Source organism: Micromonospora sp. HB375 (assembly GCF_017872985.1).
GTDB classification, from domain to species: Bacteria; Actinomycetota; Actinomycetes; order Mycobacteriales; family Micromonosporaceae; genus Micromonospora; species Micromonospora chalcea.
The window spans coordinates 66987-82890 of record NZ_JAGGJO010000001.1 but is presented as its reverse complement, the minus strand read 5'-3'; the positions used below and the strand labels follow the sequence as shown (position 1 = coordinate 82890).

Annotated in this window: 19 protein-coding genes and 3 tRNA genes; 13 read left to right on the top strand and 9 right to left on the bottom strand. The window is 71.8% G+C overall.

Going from position 1 to position 15904, the window contains the following annotated elements; translation table 11 throughout:
* The first annotated feature begins 72 nt into the window (after window positions 1-72).
* From J3R08_RS00435 to J3R08_RS00420, 4 genes are all read left to right on the top strand, one after another.
* Window positions 73-858: a polysaccharide deacetylase family protein gene (locus tag J3R08_RS00435; protein WP_043327523.1), complete on the top strand. Its 786-nt coding sequence runs from the start codon at window positions 73-75 to the stop codon at window positions 856-858.
* Window positions 859-1001: 143 nt separating this feature from the next.
* Window positions 1002-1074: transfer RNA gene (locus J3R08_RS00430), tRNA-Glu, on the top strand.
* A gap of 33 nt (window positions 1075-1107) precedes the next feature.
* Window positions 1108-1181: transfer RNA gene (locus tag J3R08_RS00425), tRNA-Asp, on the top strand.
* 76 nt (window positions 1182-1257) lie between these two features.
* A tRNA-Phe gene (locus tag J3R08_RS00420) sits at window positions 1258-1331 on the top strand.
* Between the two features lie 62 nt (window positions 1332-1393).
* On the opposite strand, the gene J3R08_RS00415 is transcribed toward J3R08_RS00420, so the two are convergent.
* Window positions 1394-2290 (bottom strand): LysR family transcriptional regulator, encoded by an 897-nt coding sequence (locus J3R08_RS00415; RefSeq protein ID WP_043327524.1) that lies wholly within the window; start codon window positions 2288-2290, stop codon window positions 1394-1396.
* 80 nt (window positions 2291-2370) lie between these two features.
* On the opposite strand from J3R08_RS00415, the gene J3R08_RS32570 reads away from it, so the two are divergent.
* The 3 genes from J3R08_RS32570 (at window position 2371) to J3R08_RS00400 (ending at window position 5376) form a co-directional block, all read left to right on the top strand.
* On the top strand, window positions 2371-3606 hold the full coding sequence (locus J3R08_RS32570) for an NAD(P)-binding domain-containing protein (protein WP_209959602.1): 1236 nt from the start codon (window positions 2371-2373) through the stop codon (window positions 3604-3606).
* 168 nt (window positions 3607-3774) lie between these two features.
* The gene (locus J3R08_RS00405; protein ID WP_209959600.1) at window positions 3775-4740 is read left to right on the top strand and encodes a PD40 domain-containing protein; all 966 of its coding nucleotides are present in this window, start codon (window positions 3775-3777) and stop codon (window positions 4738-4740) included.
* Window positions 4741-4791: 51 nt separating this feature from the next.
* The gene (locus tag J3R08_RS00400) at window positions 4792-5376 is read left to right on the top strand and encodes a GNAT family N-acetyltransferase (RefSeq protein WP_209959598.1); all 585 of its coding nucleotides are present in this window, start codon (window positions 4792-4794) and stop codon (window positions 5374-5376) included.
* Window positions 5377-5426: 50 nt separating this feature from the next.
* Here J3R08_RS00400 and J3R08_RS00395 read toward each other — a convergent pair whose 3' ends face one another.
* A complete protein-coding gene (locus J3R08_RS00395) occupies window positions 5427-5864 on the bottom strand; it encodes an ArsI/CadI family heavy metal resistance metalloenzyme (protein WP_043327526.1) in 438 nt (145 codons plus the stop codon).
* A 297-nt stretch (window positions 5865-6161) separates the two neighbouring features.
* Here J3R08_RS00395 and J3R08_RS00390 point away from each other — a divergent pair, with 297 nt between their 5' ends.
* Window positions 6162-6674 carry an SRPBCC family protein gene (locus tag J3R08_RS00390; protein ID WP_043327527.1) on the top strand — a complete coding sequence of 171 codons (513 nt, stop codon included), beginning with the start codon at window positions 6162-6164 and terminating at the stop codon, window positions 6672-6674.
* Window positions 6675-6694: 20 nt separating this feature from the next.
* Here the strand turns inward: J3R08_RS00390 and J3R08_RS00385 are convergent, their stop codons facing one another.
* Both J3R08_RS00385 and J3R08_RS00380 read right to left on the bottom strand, forming a co-directional pair.
* Window positions 6695-7399: a DUF2786 domain-containing protein gene (locus J3R08_RS00385; RefSeq protein ID WP_209959596.1), complete on the bottom strand. Its 705-nt coding sequence runs from the start codon at window positions 7397-7399 to the stop codon at window positions 6695-6697.
* 44 nt (window positions 7400-7443) lie between these two features.
* Complete coding sequence (locus tag J3R08_RS00380; protein WP_043327529.1) at window positions 7444-7833, bottom strand: hypothetical protein; 390 nt, start codon at window positions 7831-7833, stop codon at window positions 7444-7446.
* Between the two features lie 166 nt (window positions 7834-7999).
* On the opposite strand from J3R08_RS00380, the gene J3R08_RS00375 reads away from it, so the two are divergent.
* Window positions 8000-9337: an ABC transporter substrate-binding protein gene (locus J3R08_RS00375; protein ID WP_043327530.1), complete on the top strand. Its 1338-nt coding sequence runs from the start codon at window positions 8000-8002 to the stop codon at window positions 9335-9337.
* Window positions 9338-9397: 60 nt separating this feature from the next.
* Here the strand turns inward: J3R08_RS00375 and J3R08_RS00370 are convergent, their stop codons facing one another.
* Together J3R08_RS00370 and J3R08_RS00365 are read right to left on the bottom strand one after the other, a co-directional pair.
* Complete coding sequence (locus J3R08_RS00370; RefSeq protein ID WP_064448341.1) at window positions 9398-10141, bottom strand: enoyl-CoA hydratase/isomerase family protein; 744 nt, start codon at window positions 10139-10141, stop codon at window positions 9398-9400.
* Window positions 10138-10995 (bottom strand): 3-hydroxyacyl-CoA dehydrogenase family protein, encoded by an 858-nt coding sequence (locus J3R08_RS00365; protein ID WP_209959594.1) that lies wholly within the window; start codon window positions 10993-10995, stop codon window positions 10138-10140. Before J3R08_RS00365 ends, J3R08_RS00370 begins: the two co-directional genes overlap by 4 nt.
* A 162-nt stretch (window positions 10996-11157) precedes the next feature.
* On the opposite strand from J3R08_RS00365, the gene J3R08_RS00360 reads away from it, so the two are divergent.
* Window positions 11158-11445, top strand: coding sequence for a hypothetical protein (locus J3R08_RS00360; RefSeq protein ID WP_043327533.1), 288 nt, complete (start codon window positions 11158-11160; stop codon window positions 11443-11445).
* A 53-nt stretch (window positions 11446-11498) separates the two neighbouring features.
* Here the strand turns inward: J3R08_RS00360 and J3R08_RS00355 are convergent, their stop codons facing one another.
* On the bottom strand, window positions 11499-12278 hold the full coding sequence (locus J3R08_RS00355) for a bifunctional 2-polyprenyl-6-hydroxyphenol methylase/3-demethylubiquinol 3-O-methyltransferase UbiG (protein WP_113972257.1): 780 nt from the start codon (window positions 12276-12278) through the stop codon (window positions 11499-11501).
* A 55-nt stretch (window positions 12279-12333) separates the two neighbouring features.
* On the opposite strand from J3R08_RS00355, the gene J3R08_RS00350 reads away from it, so the two are divergent.
* The gene (locus J3R08_RS00350) at window positions 12334-12732 is read left to right on the top strand and encodes a PPOX class F420-dependent oxidoreductase (protein ID WP_064448338.1); all 399 of its coding nucleotides are present in this window, start codon (window positions 12334-12336) and stop codon (window positions 12730-12732) included.
* Window positions 12733-12803: 71 nt separating this feature from the next.
* Here the strand turns inward: J3R08_RS00350 and J3R08_RS00345 are convergent, their stop codons facing one another.
* Together J3R08_RS00345 and J3R08_RS00340 are read right to left on the bottom strand one after the other, a co-directional pair.
* A complete protein-coding gene (locus J3R08_RS00345; RefSeq protein WP_007073996.1) occupies window positions 12804-13013 on the bottom strand; it encodes a BldC family transcriptional regulator in 210 nt (69 codons plus the stop codon).
* 256 nt (window positions 13014-13269) lie between these two features.
* Complete coding sequence (locus J3R08_RS00340; RefSeq protein ID WP_030500602.1) at window positions 13270-14109, bottom strand: hypothetical protein; 840 nt, start codon at window positions 14107-14109, stop codon at window positions 13270-13272.
* A gap of 174 nt (window positions 14110-14283) precedes the next feature.
* On the opposite strand from J3R08_RS00340, the gene J3R08_RS00335 reads away from it, so the two are divergent.
* Both J3R08_RS00335 and J3R08_RS00330 read left to right on the top strand, forming a co-directional pair.
* Window positions 14284-15366 (top strand): Glu/Leu/Phe/Val dehydrogenase, encoded by a 1083-nt coding sequence (locus J3R08_RS00335; protein ID WP_069088136.1) that lies wholly within the window; start codon window positions 14284-14286, stop codon window positions 15364-15366.
* Between the two features lie 292 nt (window positions 15367-15658).
* Window positions 15659-15874: a DUF3073 domain-containing protein gene (locus tag J3R08_RS00330; RefSeq protein ID WP_013283429.1), complete on the top strand. Its 216-nt coding sequence runs from the start codon at window positions 15659-15661 to the stop codon at window positions 15872-15874.
* Window positions 15875-15904: the final 30 nt, after the last annotated feature.

Here is a 15904-nt window from a genome sequence, read left to right as displayed (position 1 = left end):
CCCTTTTCGCTCCGGGGCGCGTCCACTACGGTCGGAAAGTCCGTCTGACCCCGACCCCTCCGGGAGCGACGAATGCGTCCACGCGCCCTGCCGGCGCTCGCCCTGGGCCTGGTGCTCCTCGTCACCGCCTGCGGCGAAGCCGGCAAGTCACCCGATCAGGCGGCGGCCTCGCCGTCGGTCTCGGCGTCGCCGTCGCCCGTGACGAAGCCCTCACCGACCCCGACCGCCACCCCCAGGAAGCCGAAGCTGCGCCCGGTGCCCAAGAAGCTCCCGGCGGGCCTGCACCGGGCCAGCGGGAGCAGCGGGGTGGCGCTCACCTTCGACGACGGACCGGATCCCCGCTACACCCCGCAGATCCTGGCCCAGCTCCGGGCGGCCCGGGTCACCGCGACGTTCTGCGTGGTCGGCCAGCAGGCCAAGCGCTACCCGGAGCTGGTGGCCCGGATCGTCCGCGAGGGTCACCAGCTCTGCAACCACAGCTGGCACCACGACGTGAACCTCGGCCGGCGGTCGGCCACCGAGATCCGGGCCGACCTGGAACGGACGAACGACGCCATCCGCGCCGCCGCGCCCAAGGCGCCGATCACCTGGTTCCGCCAGCCCGGCGGCCGGTGGACCGCCGAGGAGATCGTGGTGGCCCGGCAGATGGGCCTGCGCCCGCTGCACTGGAGCGTGGACCCGCAGGACTGGGACCACCCGCCAGCGAAGACGATCATCAAGCGGGTGAAGGGCGCCACCCGGAACGGCTCGATCGTGCTGATGCACGATGCGGGCGGTGACCGGGCCCAGACGATGGCCGCGTGCCGGCACCTGATCCCGGACCTGAAGCGGCGATACGGGATCGCGCGGCTACCCTGACCTGCGGTTTTGCCCGGCGTCGCGGCCATGCCCATACCGGTTTGGCCGTCCGTGCAGACATGACATATGCTTCTCCTGCCTCCGGCGGGGCCGGATGGGAGCAAGTCCGCTTGAAGTTGCGAGTGTGCAATGATGGCGGGGCCGCCCTCATCGTCTAGCGGCCCAGGACGCCGCCCTTTCAAGGCGGTAGCACGGGTTCGAATCCCGTTGGGGGCACGGTCCGGCTCGCGCCGGATGCAACACCAGCCAGGTCCTGTGGAGCAGTTGGAGTGCTCGCCGCCCTGTCAAGGCGGAGGTCGCGGGTTCAAGTCCCGTCAGGACCGCAAGCGCTGACGCCGCGCAGCTCAATGCGCGGCGTTCTGCGTATCGGCTCATGCGGTAGCATGTGCCGAGCACCACGGCCAGGTAGCTCAGTTGGTACGAGCGTCCGACTGAAAATCGGAAGGTCGGCGGTTCGACCCCGCCCCTGGCCACATAGCCTTTCGCCGGGCTACAGGAACGCCGACCAGCGGATACGCAGGTCGGCGTTCTGCTTTCAGCCCAGGTGGGCCGCCTCCGCCCGCAGATGCTCGAGAAAGTGCGTGACCGCCGGCGGCGGCGTCCTGCCCCGCACGGTCGCCGCGAATATCTGCCGCACCGACTCGTCGTCCGGGTGCAGGCGGAGCAGGGCGATGTCCGGCGGGGTTCCGCGTACCGCCAGGGCCGGAACCAGGGCCACCCCCAACCCGGCGGCGACGCATCCCAGCTTGCCGGTCCACTCGGCCGCGACGATGTCGATGCGCGGCGAGAAACCGCTGGGCAGGCTTGCGCGGAGCAGGCTGTTCTCCGCGGTGGCCGAGCCCACGACGAACGCTTCCGGGGCGAGGTCCGCCAGGCGCACCGAGCGGCGGCGCGCCAGCCGGTGGTCACGCGCGACCGCGACCAGGAGCCGCTCGTCGAGCAGGTGTCGCAGGTCGAATCGTTCGCGGTCCAGCTCGCCCGTGGGCGAGGTGCTGACCACTGCCACATCCGCCTCCTCGGCGAGCAGGCGCTCCAGCAGCCGCGGCGTCACGCCCTCGACCAGCGACAGCGAGACCTCCGGGTAGGCCGAGCGGAACGACGCCATCGCCCGGGGTACGAGAGCCGCGACAGCGGTCGGGAAGGCGCCCACACGCAGCCGCCCCCGGCCGAGCCCGCGCAGGTCGTCGAGGTCACGCCGGGCCGCGGCGAGCCGGTCGAGGACCGCCTCGGCGTGCGGGAGCAGCTCTCGTCCCTCCTCGGTGAGGGCGACGCCGCGGGGCAGCCGGTCGAAGAGCCGGGCGCCGATGTCGGCCTCGAGCGCGGCTATCTGCCGGGAGACAGCCGACTGGGTGAAGCTGAGGGCGCGCGCGGCGGTGGTGATCGAGCCGTGCCGCGCGACGGTGCGGAACACCTCCAGCAGCTGAGTCTCCATGGGCAGGCATGGTAATCACGCATGGCAGGCATGCAAGACATTCGTTGGTCGCATTACCCTCACCGGCCTAGCGTTACCGCGTGAAGATCATCGCGGTCCTCGGGACCGGGCACATGGGTACGCCGATCGCGCGCCGCCTCCTGGCCGGCGGCAACCGGGTCAGAGTGTGGAACCGCAGCCCGGAGCGTTCGGAGCCGCTCGCGGCGGTCGGCGCCACGGTGGCCGCGAGCCCGTCCGCCGCGGTCGACGGAGCCGAGGTCGTCGTCGTCATGCTCGCCGACGCCGGCGCGGTCGAGACGGTGCTGTTCGGGCCGGACGGCGCCGCCACCGCGCTCCGACCCGGGACGGTCGTGGTGCAGATGTCGACGATCGGGCCGGACGAAGTCCGAGCGGTGGCCGACCGGCTTCCGGCGGGCGTCTACCTCCTCGACGCCCCCGTCGGCGGCAGCGTCAACGCCGCCCGGGCCGGCACGCTGGTGATCTTCGCGGGCGGCCCTGCCGATGCCGTGGAGAGGGCGGCTCCGGTGCTGGGGCAGCTCGGGACGGTCCGTCACTGCGGTCCGATCGGCGCAGGTGCCGCCGTCAAACTCGTCGCGAACACGGGCCTGGTGACGGCTGTCGCCGCGCTGCACGACGCGCTGGCTGTCGCCGCAGCGCTCGGTGTCGACAGGCAGACCGCCCTCGACGTGCTCGACCGTGGGGCCCTCGGCGGCGCGGTCGGACGGGCCACCGCCCCGGGCGCCTCGTTCGCAGTCACGATGGCGGCGAAGGACGCGCGGCTGGCGCTGCGCCGCCCGGTGCCGGCCCCCGTGCTGGAGGCCGCCCTCGACCTGATGCGGGCCGCGCCGGACCAGGACGCCGATCTCTCCTCCCTCGTCTCCCCCGACTTCTGCGAAGGGACGCTGATGCGCCTCACCCTGGACAACCCCGAATCCGTCGCGGCCCCGTTCGGCGACCGCTTCGCGCACGTCGCCCGGATCGATGTCGGCGGCGGCGCGCTGCTGATGCTCGCCGGACAGGTCGCCGTCGACGACGACGGCGAGGTGGTGGCCCCCGGAGACGCCGGCGCCCAGGCCGAACGGATCTTCGAGATCGTGGGCGGCGTGCTCGCGGCGCACGGTGCGAGCTTCGACGACGTGCTGCACGTCCGCACGTTCATGACGGACCTGGCTGACCTGTCGGCGTACGCGGCCGTCCGGCGCCGACTCTTCACTGGCACACCGCCGCCGGCGAGCACGACTGTCGAGATCAGCAAGCTCTTCCTGCCGGGCGCTGTGCTCGAGGTCGAGGTCACGGCCGTGGTCCGGTCCCGCTAGGTGTCGCGACGATTGCGCTTCCCGATCGACGGGCCGTATCCACGGCCGGCACAGGTCGCCACCCTGAGTACCTAACGGGTGTACAGTCCCCGGCAACGGCGGCGGCGCCTACGGTGAGCCCGCTGAGTGACGGACGAAATGAGGCAGGTGAGCACCAGAAGGTCGCGTGTGCGGACGCTGCGTACGGCTCTGACGTCGGTCCTCGTACTGGCCGTGATCCTGGTGGGCGGGTGCGGCCGGATCTCGGGGCTCCTGGATTCCGTCTCCCTGTTCCATCCGGTGTGGGCCGCCGACGGCTGGGTCTACTACCTGCGGGAGGTGACCTCGACCTCGGGCTCGGGAGTAGCCGAGGTGTGGCGGCAGCGGCCCGACGGGAGCGGCGAGGAAGCCGTTCTCACGCGCGCCCCGGCGGTGCCCGCCTGCGAAGCGGGCTTGTTCAGCTTCTTGTTCGCCGACCCCGACGGCGACCTCGGGGTGGCCCTCGAATGCGGCTGGGACGGAACGGAGCTGCTCACCTACTCGCCGGCCGACAAGACGTTCGAGCCTCTGGCGTCGACGCGCTTCCTCGCCGGTGCCGCACTCGTGAACGGTGACGGCAGGGGATATGTGCAGGCGCGCCGGCAGTGCGGGCCGGGGGGAATCCAGCTGCTCGCTGACGGGAAGGCGTCTGAGTTCCCCTCTCCGGTGACGGTCGACGGGACAACCTTCAACCTCAGTGGCAGTGATACGGGTTGCGAGTCCATGGTGCTGGTGCGGTCGCCGGCAACCATGGGTGAGCGGCTGTTCTTCATCACCGCACCCGACACCCTCGGCAGGTTGCCGCTGCCTGTCGAGGTGTATCCGTCTGACTTCACCTGGCACCTGACCGAGTGGGACGTCGGATCGGCCACGGCCAGGTTCCTCGCGGAGCTTCCCGGGCTCGCCGACCTGGCGGTGTCGCCGGACGGCAGGTCGGTGATCGCCGCCGTCGCGTCGGATCACGTGGGCGGCGTGTGGTCGGTCGACGTCGACACCGGGAAGAAGACGCGGATCGCCGACGGTGAGCGCGCGTACCACCCGAGCTTCTCTCCGGACGGCAAGCGGTTCGTCTACGTCGAGGCCTTCAGGCGGCTGAGGTTCGCCGAGGCACGGTAGTCGCCGGCCGGCTCACGCCGCGAGGGACGCCCCGCGCCTCGGCCGCACGATATGTTGCACGCTGTGACAGGGCCTGAGATCACCGTTGCGACGCCGGAAGACCGTGGCAGCGTGGTCACCTCGCTGGTCGCGGCGTTCACCAAGGATCCGGTCCTGCGGCACCTGTTCCCCGACCAGGCGACCTATGCGCGTTATGCGGCCGTCTTCTTCGGGCACCTGTTCGACAAGCGGGTGCACAAGGAGACGATCTGGACGATCGGGCACGGCGCGTCGGTGGCGATCTGGGAGCCGCCGGCATCCGGGAGCGCCCCGCCGGACGACGATCTCGCCGCCCAGCTTCCCGCCGACGTGTTGCACCGCGTCCGCGCCTACGACGAGGCGGTGCACGCCGCGCTGCCGTCGGCGCCGTTCTGGTACCTGGGGGTGCTGGGTACGCACCCGGACCACGCCGGCCGCAGGTGGGGCCACGCCGTGATGCGGGTGGGGCTGGACCGGGCCGCCGCGGACGGCCTGCCGGCGATTCTGGAGACCAGCAACCCGGACAACGTCGAGGTGTACCGGCGCGCCGGCTGGGAGGTGGTGCACGCCTTCGCGGAGCCGCTGCCCACCTGGGTCATGCGGAATCGCCGTACCTGACCGTACGACAGAGATCCCCACCGGCGGAGACGCCGGTGGGGATCCGCCGTTCAGACGCCGGCGGGCTGCTCCGCGGTGTCCGAGGCGCAGCAGGCGCTCTCGGTCACCTTCTCCAGCTGCGGCGAGTCGGCCTTGACCGTGTAGACCTCCCACGGCTCGTCGCCGGGGCCGCGCACCCAGACCTTGTCCTGGAGCGCGTAGCAGCACTCGGTGTCGTTCTCCTCCAGCGTGATCAGGCCGGACTCGGTGAGCCGGCTGGTCGCGGCGTTCACCTCGCCGGTGGTGGCCACCTCGACCCCGAGGTGGTCCATCACCGTCGGCAGGCCGGGCTCACCTTCGAGGAGTACGAGCTTCAGCGGCGGGTTCTCCACCGCGAAGTTGGCGTAGCCGGGGCGGCGCTTGGCCGGCTCGACGCCGAACAGCTTGCTGTAGAAGGCGACGGAGCCTTCGAGGTCGGAGACGCGCAGGGCGAGCTGGACGCGGGACATGTGAACTCCCTGTCTAGATGTTTATCGAAGCAGACTCCACCCTGCCCTCTGCTTTGAAGTCTGTCAACCTAGAGAAATGTCGAAACAAGCGCTGCCGGCGCCTCGGCGTCGGAGATCTGCGTCTGACTCCGAACGGCGTGGCACCTGGGCCTGGCACCGGGTACGCCCCGAGGCGTTCCGCCAACTCGGCGCGCCTGTCCCACCACACAGCGCTGTCGTGGAGCGGCGTTCCCGGTGTCCGGAAGCGGGCGCAACGGAAGCTGCGCACCGAGACATGAGCCGGTATGGTCCGGACCTATGGGACAGGAGATGGCCGATCCGGATGAGGTCCGGCAGGAATCCGACCGCTTCTCCCTCCGCAGCAACCTGTTCGTCCCGGCGTCGGCCGAGCGGGCGTACGCCGTGTTCACCGGATCGCTCGCCGACTGGTGGGTACGCGAGTACACCTGGTCCGGCCCGCAGGCGCTCGCCGCGCTCGGCATCGAACCCCGGGCCGGCGGCATGCTCTACGAGATCGGCCCGTACGGCTTCCGCAACGACTGGGGCCGCGTGCTGACCTGGGATCCGCCCCGGCGTCTGGTCTTCACCTGGCAGATCGGCCCGGACCGGGTGCCGGTGCCGGACCCGGCCGGGGCCAGCGAGGTGGAGGTCCTGTTCCACCCCGAGGGCCCGGAACTGACCCGGGTCGAGGTCGAGCACCGCTACTTCGACCGGCACGGCGCCGCGGCCGAGGGCTACCGCGAGGCGCTCACGGCCGGCTGGCACGAGTTGCTCTGCCGCTACCTGGCGACGGTCGCCCGCACCGCCTGACCCGTACCCGATGGGCCCGGTCAGCCGGTGATGCCCGGCGTCGCCGCGGCGCCGGGCACGCCGGTGCCGCCGAGGTCGGCGCGGCGGCCGGCGTCCGCGCCCGGCGCGAAACCACCGCCCGCGAGGCGCCGTCGCGGCGCGGTGCGCAACCTGGGGTACGCCTCGGCGACCCGGCGCTGGACGCGGTCGGAACGGTCGGCGAGTACCAGGGCCGTCGAGGGGCCGCCCGCCTCGGCCACCGCGTTCTCCTCGGCTGCGCGCAGCCGCTGCGCGACGACGTACGCGAAACCGGCCAGCCAGGTACGCCGGAACGCGGCCGGGTGCTCCCCGTCCGGCACGGCGGCTCCCGCCAGTCCGTGCGCGGCCTGCACCAGCAGCGAGGTGAACAGCAACTCGACGCGTTCCAGGTCGCTGGCGAAGCCGAACAGGTGCATGGCGAAACCGTTGCCCTGCCGTCGGCGTACACAGCGGCAGCGCAACGGTTCGGCGACCGCGGCCAGCAGTCCGGCCTTGTCCCGGGCGTACGGCGCGACCACCTCGACCGTCCGGTCGCCCACCGGGTCGACGGCCGGGTCGCGTGCCGCGAGCAGCGCCCGGTCGACGCCGTAACGGGCGATCAGCTCGGTGGCCTTGGCCATGAACGCGGTCGACTCGGCGGGCGTGCAGGCCGGGTCCTCGGCCTGGGCGAGCAGCTTGCGCACCTTGCTGAGCATCGCCTCGGACATGACCCAGAGCTATCACAGCCGGCGCGCGTCGCGGCGCGGCGGGCTCAGTCGGACCGGCTGCGCAGCGTGGCGATGGTCGAGCCGGCGAGGGTGAGCAGGCAGTCGGGCAGCAGCCCGTCGGCGGCGGCCGCGCCGAACAGCGCCTCACCGGTGTCGGCGTCGTCGTTGGCGCACGCGCTGACGAAGCGGGCCACCCAGCGGGTGTCGTAGTCGGCCTGGTCGATGCCGGGGAAGTCGAGGGCGGCCCCGCCGGCCGGCGCGTCGTCGCCGAGCATGGTGGCGGCCAGGCACCACGCCACCCCGTACGCCCCGGCCAGGCCGGAGCGGTCCACCACCGCGTCGAACGTGCCCACCACCCCGGCGCCGTCGCCGGCGAGGGCGGAACGGAGCACGGCGGTCGCGTCGTCCAGCGTCTGCTGTGCTTCGTCGTTCACCCGCGGAACAGTAGCGCCGGGGGTCAAGCCGTGACCCGGAAATCGCTCGATGAACACGCAGCGTGATTCCCGCAGTCGGGGTGCCGACGGAGCCGACTCCACAGTCCCGCCTACCGCGTGGGCACGCTAAGGTGCGCAGCGGACCTTCGCCGGAGGAAGGACGACCATGCTGAGAACACGCACGTCGCGCGCGGCCCTGTCCATGGCCTGCGCGGCGCTCCTGCTCGCCACGAGCGCCTGCGGGAGCGACGAGCCGGAAGAAGCGCCCGCCACCCAGGTGCGCCTCTACGGCACCGACGGCAACATGCTCAATTCATACCCAGCCGAGCTGAAGGATCGGGCGGATCTGGTGAACGGGATGAAGGGCACCACGCCCCTCACTCCGCTGCCCGAGAGCTTCAAGGAACGACTACTCGCCGTAGACGCGAAGCTGGGTGACTTCCTCTACTCCGCCGAGTCCTACGACGCGGTCGTGATCAGCGCGCTGGCCGCCCAGCTCGCCGGCACCACCGCGCCGGGCGAGATCGCCAAGCAGATCGTCGGGGTCACCACCGGCGGCGAACGCTGCGACGAGGTGGCGACCTGCCTCCAGCTCGCCCGCGCCGGTCAGGACATCCAGTACCGGGGCGTGTCGCTCACCCGGGCCGGGTTCACCGACAACGGCGAGCCGGCCACCGCCAGCTACGGCACCATGCACTTCGACAACCAGAAGATCGACGACAGCAAGACCGAGTTCGTCGGCGCCGGTGAGGAGTCCGGGGCGAGCAGCAAGACGCCGCCGCGCGGTCGCAAGCTGCGCGACGGGAAGGCGAAGGACGCGCCGCTGGTCCTCGGCGGCCTCCTGCCGAAGACCGGTGACCTGGCGCTGGCGTACCCGCCGTTGGCCGCCGGCGCCGCGCTCGCGCTCCGCGAGGTCAACGCCGCCGGTGGTGTGCTCGGTGAGCCGGTGAGGTGGGTCGAGGGCGACGACGGCACCAACCCGGCGGTCGCCAAGGCCACTGTCGCCTCGCACGTCCGGGAGGGCGTCCACGTCATCATCGGCGCCGGTGGTTCGGGCATCTCCCGGGCGGTGCTGCCGGACGTGGTGGCCGCCGGGCGGATCCTGTTCTCGCCGTCGAACACCGACGCGGGGCTGAGCGCGGTGGACGACAACGGCCTCTACTTCCGTACCGCCCCGCCGGACAGCCTCCAGGGTCGCGCGCTGGCCGACGTGATGCTCCGGGACGGGCCGCGCAAGATCGCGATCCTGGCCCGTAAGGACTCCTACGGCGAGGGCCTCCAGGAGAACGTCCGTTCGGAGCTGGAGAAGGCCGGCATCGGCGCGGACCGGGTCAAGCTGCTGACCTACGAGCCGCCGGAGGACCCGAAGACCCCCGTCGACTTCTCCGGCATCGCCCAGGAGATCAAGGCGTACGGGCCGGAGGCGCTGCTGCTCATCGGCTTCGCCGAGTCCGCGCCGGCGATCCCGGCTCTGGCCGACGCCGGAGTCCAGATCAGACGCTGAGAAGAGCCGACGACGAGGGCCGCGCCGGGAACACCGGCGCGGCCCTCGTCGTGTTCCGGCTCAGCGCGCCTTTCGCCGGTCCAGGAACTCGGTCATCCGCCGGTGTTTCTCCTCGTCCTCGAAGAGCACCGCCTGGCTGAGCAGGTCGAGTTGCGGGTGCGCGGCCGCCGGGGCGTCCACCGCCAGCTTGGTCAGCCGCAGGGCCAGCGCGGAGCCCTTCGCCATCTCGTCGAGCAGACCGTGCGCGGTGGGCAGCAGTTCGTCCGGCTCGGCCACCACCCGGTTCACCAGCCCGATCCGCAGCGCCTCCGCGGCGTCCACCCGCCGGCCGGTGAAGAGCAGTTCCTTGGCGCGGGCCTCACCGATCAACGCCGGCAGCCGGTAGGTCGCGCCCGCGCCGGCCAGGATGCCCAGCCGCACCTCGGGCTGACCAAAGACCGCGCGGTCCGTGCACACCCGCAGATCGCAGGCGTACGCGAGTTCGGCGCCGCCGCCCAGCGCCGGCCCGTCGACCGCGGCCACGGTGGGCATCGGGAGCGCCCGGATGCGGGCGAAGACGCCCTGGTTGATGGCGGCCAGCGCGTCCAGCCGGCCGCGCTCGCGCAGCTGGGCGATGTCGGCGCCGCCGGCGAAGATGCCCGCCGTCCCGCCGGTGAGCAGCAGCAGCCGGGGGCGTGCCTCCAGGTCGGCGCAGACCGCGTGCAGCTCGGCCACCAGGTCGGCGTCGATCGCGTTGCGTTTCTCCGGCCGGTCCAGCGTCACCACCAGCCGGTCCGGCAGCTCCTCGATCCGCAGCCCGCTCAATTCTTCTGGCCGTCCTTCCAGGTGTAGAAGCCCTGCCCGGACTTCTTGCCGAGCTTCCCGGCGGCCACCATCTCGACCAGCAGCGGCGGCGGCGCGAAGCGGTCCCCGTACGCGGCCTGGAGCGTACGCGCGATGTCGAGCCGCACGTCCAGTCCGACCAGGTCGGTCAGCTCCAGCGGGCCGATCGGGTGCCGGTAGCCGAGCACCATCGCCTTGTCGATGTCGGCCGGGCTCGCCACCTCGTCGGCCACCATCCGGATCGCCTCCAGGCCGAGCGTGACGCCGAGGCGGGAGGTGGCGAAGCCGGGCATGTCGCGTACGACGACGGGGTCCTTGCCCAGCCGGGCGGCGAGCGCGACGGCCGCCTCGGTGGTCTGCGGTGCGGTGGCCGGGCCGACCACGACCTCCAGCAACGCCATCGCCCAGACCGGGTTGAAGAAGTGCAGTCCGACGAAGTCGGCCGGGCGGTCCAGCCCGGCGGCCAGTTCGGCGATCGGGATGCTGGACGTGTTGCTGCCCAGCAGCGCGGGGCGGCGGCTCTCCGCCTCGCGCAGCACGGCGCGCTTCAGGTCGAGCCGCTCGGGCACCGCCTCCACGATCACGTCGGCGCCCTCGGGCACCTCGGTGAGCCCGGCCCGCAACGTGACGCGCCCGCGGTTGGCGGTGGCGGCCTCCTCGGTCAGCTTGCCGCGCTGCACGCCCCGGTCCCACAGCTCGCCGAGCCGGCGGACGGCCTCGGCGCCCCGCGCGGGGTCGACCTCGACCAGTTCGACCGCGTACCCGGCGCCGGCCGCCACGTACGCGATGCCGAGGCCCATGGTGCCGGCCCCGACGACCACAAAACGACCACTCATCGGTGTCCCCTCGCCGCGGCGGGGGCGCGCGGGGTCTCCGCCGCCGGGCCCGTCCGCTCGCTCGTTCCTGCATGCGACCCTATGCAGGGCCGGGCCGCCGGGATGAGTGGGGGCGGAGCGGACGGGGTAAGGACGGCCGTCAACGTCGAAGGAAGGAACGAGATGAGCCAGGCACCGGAGAGCGCGGAGAACACCGAGACGGTCGAGACCCGCGGCGACGAGCGGGTGGACCTGCTCCGCGCGGACACCAACAACGACGGCAAGACCGACGTGTGGGTGGTGGACACCGACGGCGACGGCAAGGCCGACCTGTTCCAGTTCGACACCGACGGTGACGGCAAGGTGGACATCACCATGGTGGACATCGACGAGGACGGCACGCCGGACGAGGTGGTCGACGGCGACGGCGGACTGCCCCCGGAGCAGACCACCCCCACCGTCCAGGTCTGAGCATGTAAGGAAGGGCCCCTTGTTAACGCCTGGGCGCTTGAAAGGGGCCCTTCCTAACGCCGCAGCTCCAGCGTGGCGAGGTAGTACGGGTGGTCGGTGTCGTCCACGTCGGCCAGTCGCCACGGCGAGCCGTGGACCAGCTCGGCGAACTCCTCGGGCGAGCAGACCAGGTAGTCGAACCACCCGGTGCCGAGCAGCCGGTAGCGCAGCCGCAGCCGCAGTTGCCCGCCGATCCGGCCCCGCTGCCGGTTGCGCTCGTGATAGGCGGTGTGCACCGGGTCGGTGGTGCCGTACGGGTCGGTGCCGTGGGCGATCACCCGGGCGCCGGGGCGGGCCAGGGCGGCGAGCGCGGCCAGCATCGTCGGCGCCCGTTCCCGCCCCTCGAACAGCCCGAGGTTGTTGCCGAGCAGCAGGAACGTGTCGTAGCGCGGCCCGTCGGCGGTGTGCTCGTCGACGGTGCCGTGGACGAGGTCGCGTACGCCCCGGTGCCGGCTGACCCGCAGCGCGCCCAGCGAGGTGTCCAGGCCGGTGACGGGCACGCCGCGCTCCTGGAGTTCCAGCGCGATCCGTCCGGCGCCGACGCCGACGTCGAGCACATGTCCGCGTACCCGGTCCACCGCCCGGTGGTCGTGCGGCTGCCACAGCTGCGGCGGGTCCAGGTAGTGCCCGGCGGGCGCGCCGTTGATCAGCCCGTCGTCCCGCTCGATGATCTCGATGACCGGCCGGGGCAGGCGCCCACCGGCCATCGGCCGGGGTCCGATCCCGGTGGCGACCGCGTACGCGTCGCGGATCATCTCGCCGAACACGTCGCCGATCTCGGGTTCCCCGGTCATGCCCGCAACGCTATCCGGGGGTCGGCGGCGCCGTGGCCGCCGTATCCTGGGCGGCGTGACCGACCTGGACCGCCTGGCGGCGGAGAAGTACGTCCTGCTCACCACGTTCCGCAAGGACGGCCGGGCGGTGGCGACACCGGTGTGGGCGGTACGCGACGGTGACTCGCTGGCGGTGTGGACGGTGTCCGACTCCGGCAAGGTGAAGCGGATCCGGCGCGACGGCCGGGTCACTGTGGCGCCGTGCGACGTGCGCGGGCGACCGCACGGCGAGGCGGTGCCGGCACACGCGACGATCGCCGATCCGGAGAGCACCCGGCGGGTGCGGGGCCTGCTCAAGCAGAAGTACCGGCTGATCGGGCGGCTGAGCCTGCTCGGCAGCCGGCTGCGCCGGGGCGAGGGGGGCACGGTGGGGCTGCGGATCGTGCTGGACGGCGCGGCCCCCGGACACGATTGAGCCCGGGCACGATTAAGGGCGGCGCCGCGACGGCACCGCCCCTGATCGGAACGCCGGAGAACGCCGGTTCGTCAGTCTCCCTGGCGCTGCTGGGGGATCTGCCCCTGCAGTAGCGCCCGAACCTCTGACTCACGGTAGCGGCGGTGGCCGCCAAGGGTCCGGATGGCGCTGAGCTTGCCAGCCTTGGCCCACCGGGTCACCGTCTTCGGGTCGACACGGAACATCGACGCCACCTCGGCCGGTGTGAGTAGCGGCTCAGGTTCGTGCGTTCGCGATGCCATCGGGGTCACTCCTCCACATGTATAGACATCGGCCGGGGTCCCGCCGGCCGACGCGTCTCCCATGGTCCGGCTAGTCCCCGATGTCCGACATGGGCCGAACGGCTGAAGGTCCCTAGACGGACGGATGAAGCATGACCGATTTTTACGACTTTTATGCCGCAGAAACTACCTTATTAGGACTCATGATCACGGTTCGTGACGCATCAACTACGAGACACTCTCGTGTCCAAGACCACTTATCGGGGTAAACCGGGCGTCAGTTGCAGCGCTCCAACAGCTGCACCGCGCGCCAGCGGGCGACCAGCTTGTCGTACGCGGCGGACGCCTCCTCGGCCTCGCCCCGGCCCAGTCCGGACAGTCCGGTGGCCACCAGATCGGTCGAGTCGTCGGCTTCGAGCGTCTCGTCCGGCAGCAGTTGAACCAGGCCGCCGTAGTCCAGCTCGACCACCGAGCGCGGGTGGAACTCCTCCAGCCACCGGGCCGCCTCCTCGACCGCCTCGGTGATCGGCGCCTCGCCGATCGACTTGCGCAGCACCGACAGCGCCCGCGACGCGCGGCGGCGCGCCTTGGAGATCTCGGTGCGGTAGCGCAGCGCGCGCCGCTCCGGCTCGGTGACCAGGTGCCGCTCACCCGCCTCGAACAGCACGAACCAGCGCAGCGGCACGCCCCAGGTGGCGATCTGCTCGTGCACCCGGGGCACGCCGTGCTCCAGCACCCGGGCGCCGCTGCGCCAGTCCTCCACCACGGCCTTGGCCTGCCCGGCGAGCACCGGCGGCACGAACGCGTCGGCCAGCACCGAGGGCACGCCGTCGCGGGCGCTCAGCGCCGCCTCGGCGACCCGGATGCGCAGGTTCCAGGGGCAGACCAGCAACGAGTCGTCCGACTCCAGGACGTACGCCTCGTCGGGCAGGTCGGGCAGCCGGGTCCAGCCCGCGCCCAGCGCCTCGATCACGGCGGTCCGTTGTCGTACCGGCCCTTCCAGCGGGGCGATCGCCCGGCCCTCGCTGACGTACCGGCGCCAGTAGGACTGCCGGTCCCGGTCGAAGGCGGTCAGCGGCTCGTACACGCGCAGGTATGAAGCGAAGAGCGACGGCACGGCGCGATCCTCCCACGAGACGGGACCGCCCGTCGCCGCCCGTGAGCCCGTGGCGTGACGTGCGCGACAGTACGGTTCGGGCCGATATTAGGCTCAGAGACACCGGCAGCATCCCGCCGGCGTGCCACCAGGTTCCGCTCCCCACAAGGGCGCTCACCGACACAGGAGTCAGCCATGGGCGTATTCGCCAGCACCGACGACCCCGTTTCCACGGGGCATGAGCAGGTCGTGTTCTGCCAGGACAAGCAGTCCGGCCTGAAGGCGATCATCGGGATCTACTCCACCGCGCTGGGCCCCGCGCTCGGCGGGACCCGGTTCTACCCGTACGCCACGGAGGCCGACGCCCTCGCCGACGTGCTCGACCTCTCCCGCGGCATGGCCTACAAGAACGCGCTGGCGAACCTCGACCTCGGTGGCGGCAAGGCGGTCATCTGGGGCGACCCCGAGCAGATCAAGAGCGAGGCGCTGCTGCGCGCGTACGGCCGCTTCGTCGAGTCGCTCAACGGCCGCTACTACACCGCCTGTGACGTCGGCACGTACGTCGCGGACATGGACGTGATCGCGCGCGAGACCCGGTACGTCACCGGCCGCAGCGTGGAGCACGGCGGCGCGGGCGACTCCTCGATCCTCACCGCGTGGGGCGTGTTCCAGGGCATGCGTGCCGCCGCCGAGCACGTCTGGGGCAGCCCGACGCTGGCCGGCCGCCGGGTCGGCGTGGCCGGGCTGGGCAAGGTCGGCAAGTACCTGACCGCCCACCTGCTCGACGACGGCGCCGAGGTCGTGGCGACCGACGTGAACCCGCGCGCCCTGGAGTGGGCGCGCACCACCCACCCGCAGGTCACCCTGGTCGACGACACCGCGGCGCTGGTCGCCTCCGACATCGACGTGTACGCCCCGTGCGCGCTCGGCGGCGCGCTGAACGACGAGACCGTGCCGGTGCTGCGGGCGAAGGTCGTCACCGGAGCGGCGAACAACCAGCTCGCCCACTCGGGCATCGAGAAGGTGCTCGCCGACCGGGGCATCCTCTACACCCCGGACTACGTGGTGAACGCGGGCGGCGTGATCCAGGTGGCCGACGAGATCGAGGGCTTCAACTTCGAGCGCGCCAAGCTGCGCGCCACCCGGATCTTCGACACCACCCGGCAGATCCTCCAGCTCGCCGACGACGAGGGCGTACCCCCGGCGGTGGCCGCGGACCGGCTCGCCGAGCGGCGGATGGCCGAGGTCGGCCGGCTGCGCGCGATCCATCTGCGGTGAAGCTCACCTCCGGGGGCGGAGCGGCGACTCCACCCCCGGAGGCCGTGCGCGTTAAGCTGAGCCTCGGGCCCGTTCGTACCCATTTGTCCGCTGTCACGGCCAGCCCCGGACCTTACCCCTTACCCGGTACACTTGGTGACGGCTGGACCACTGCGACGCGCAGGTCCGGTCGACGGTGACCCGAGGTGCCGAACGATGGCATCCCCATGTACCGTAAGAGCCACGAGAGATGCCTGACGTCATCGGGGCCCGCCTTCGGGCTGCCCCGCATTCTGTGCGAGGGGGTCGAGCCATGGGGCGCGGCCGTGCTAAGGCCAAGCAGACGAAGGTGGCGCGGGAGTTGAAGTATCACTCCCCGAACACCGACCTAACCGCCTTGCAGCGCGAACTGGCGGGTAGTGGGAAGTCTGAGCACAACTTCGACGACGACTACAAAGAGTATGTCGACGACGATGACGAGGACCACGCGGACGACGACCCGGACACCTGGGCTCGTCCGACCCGCTGACCTCCGGTCACATCTGAGCACGCGGTAACC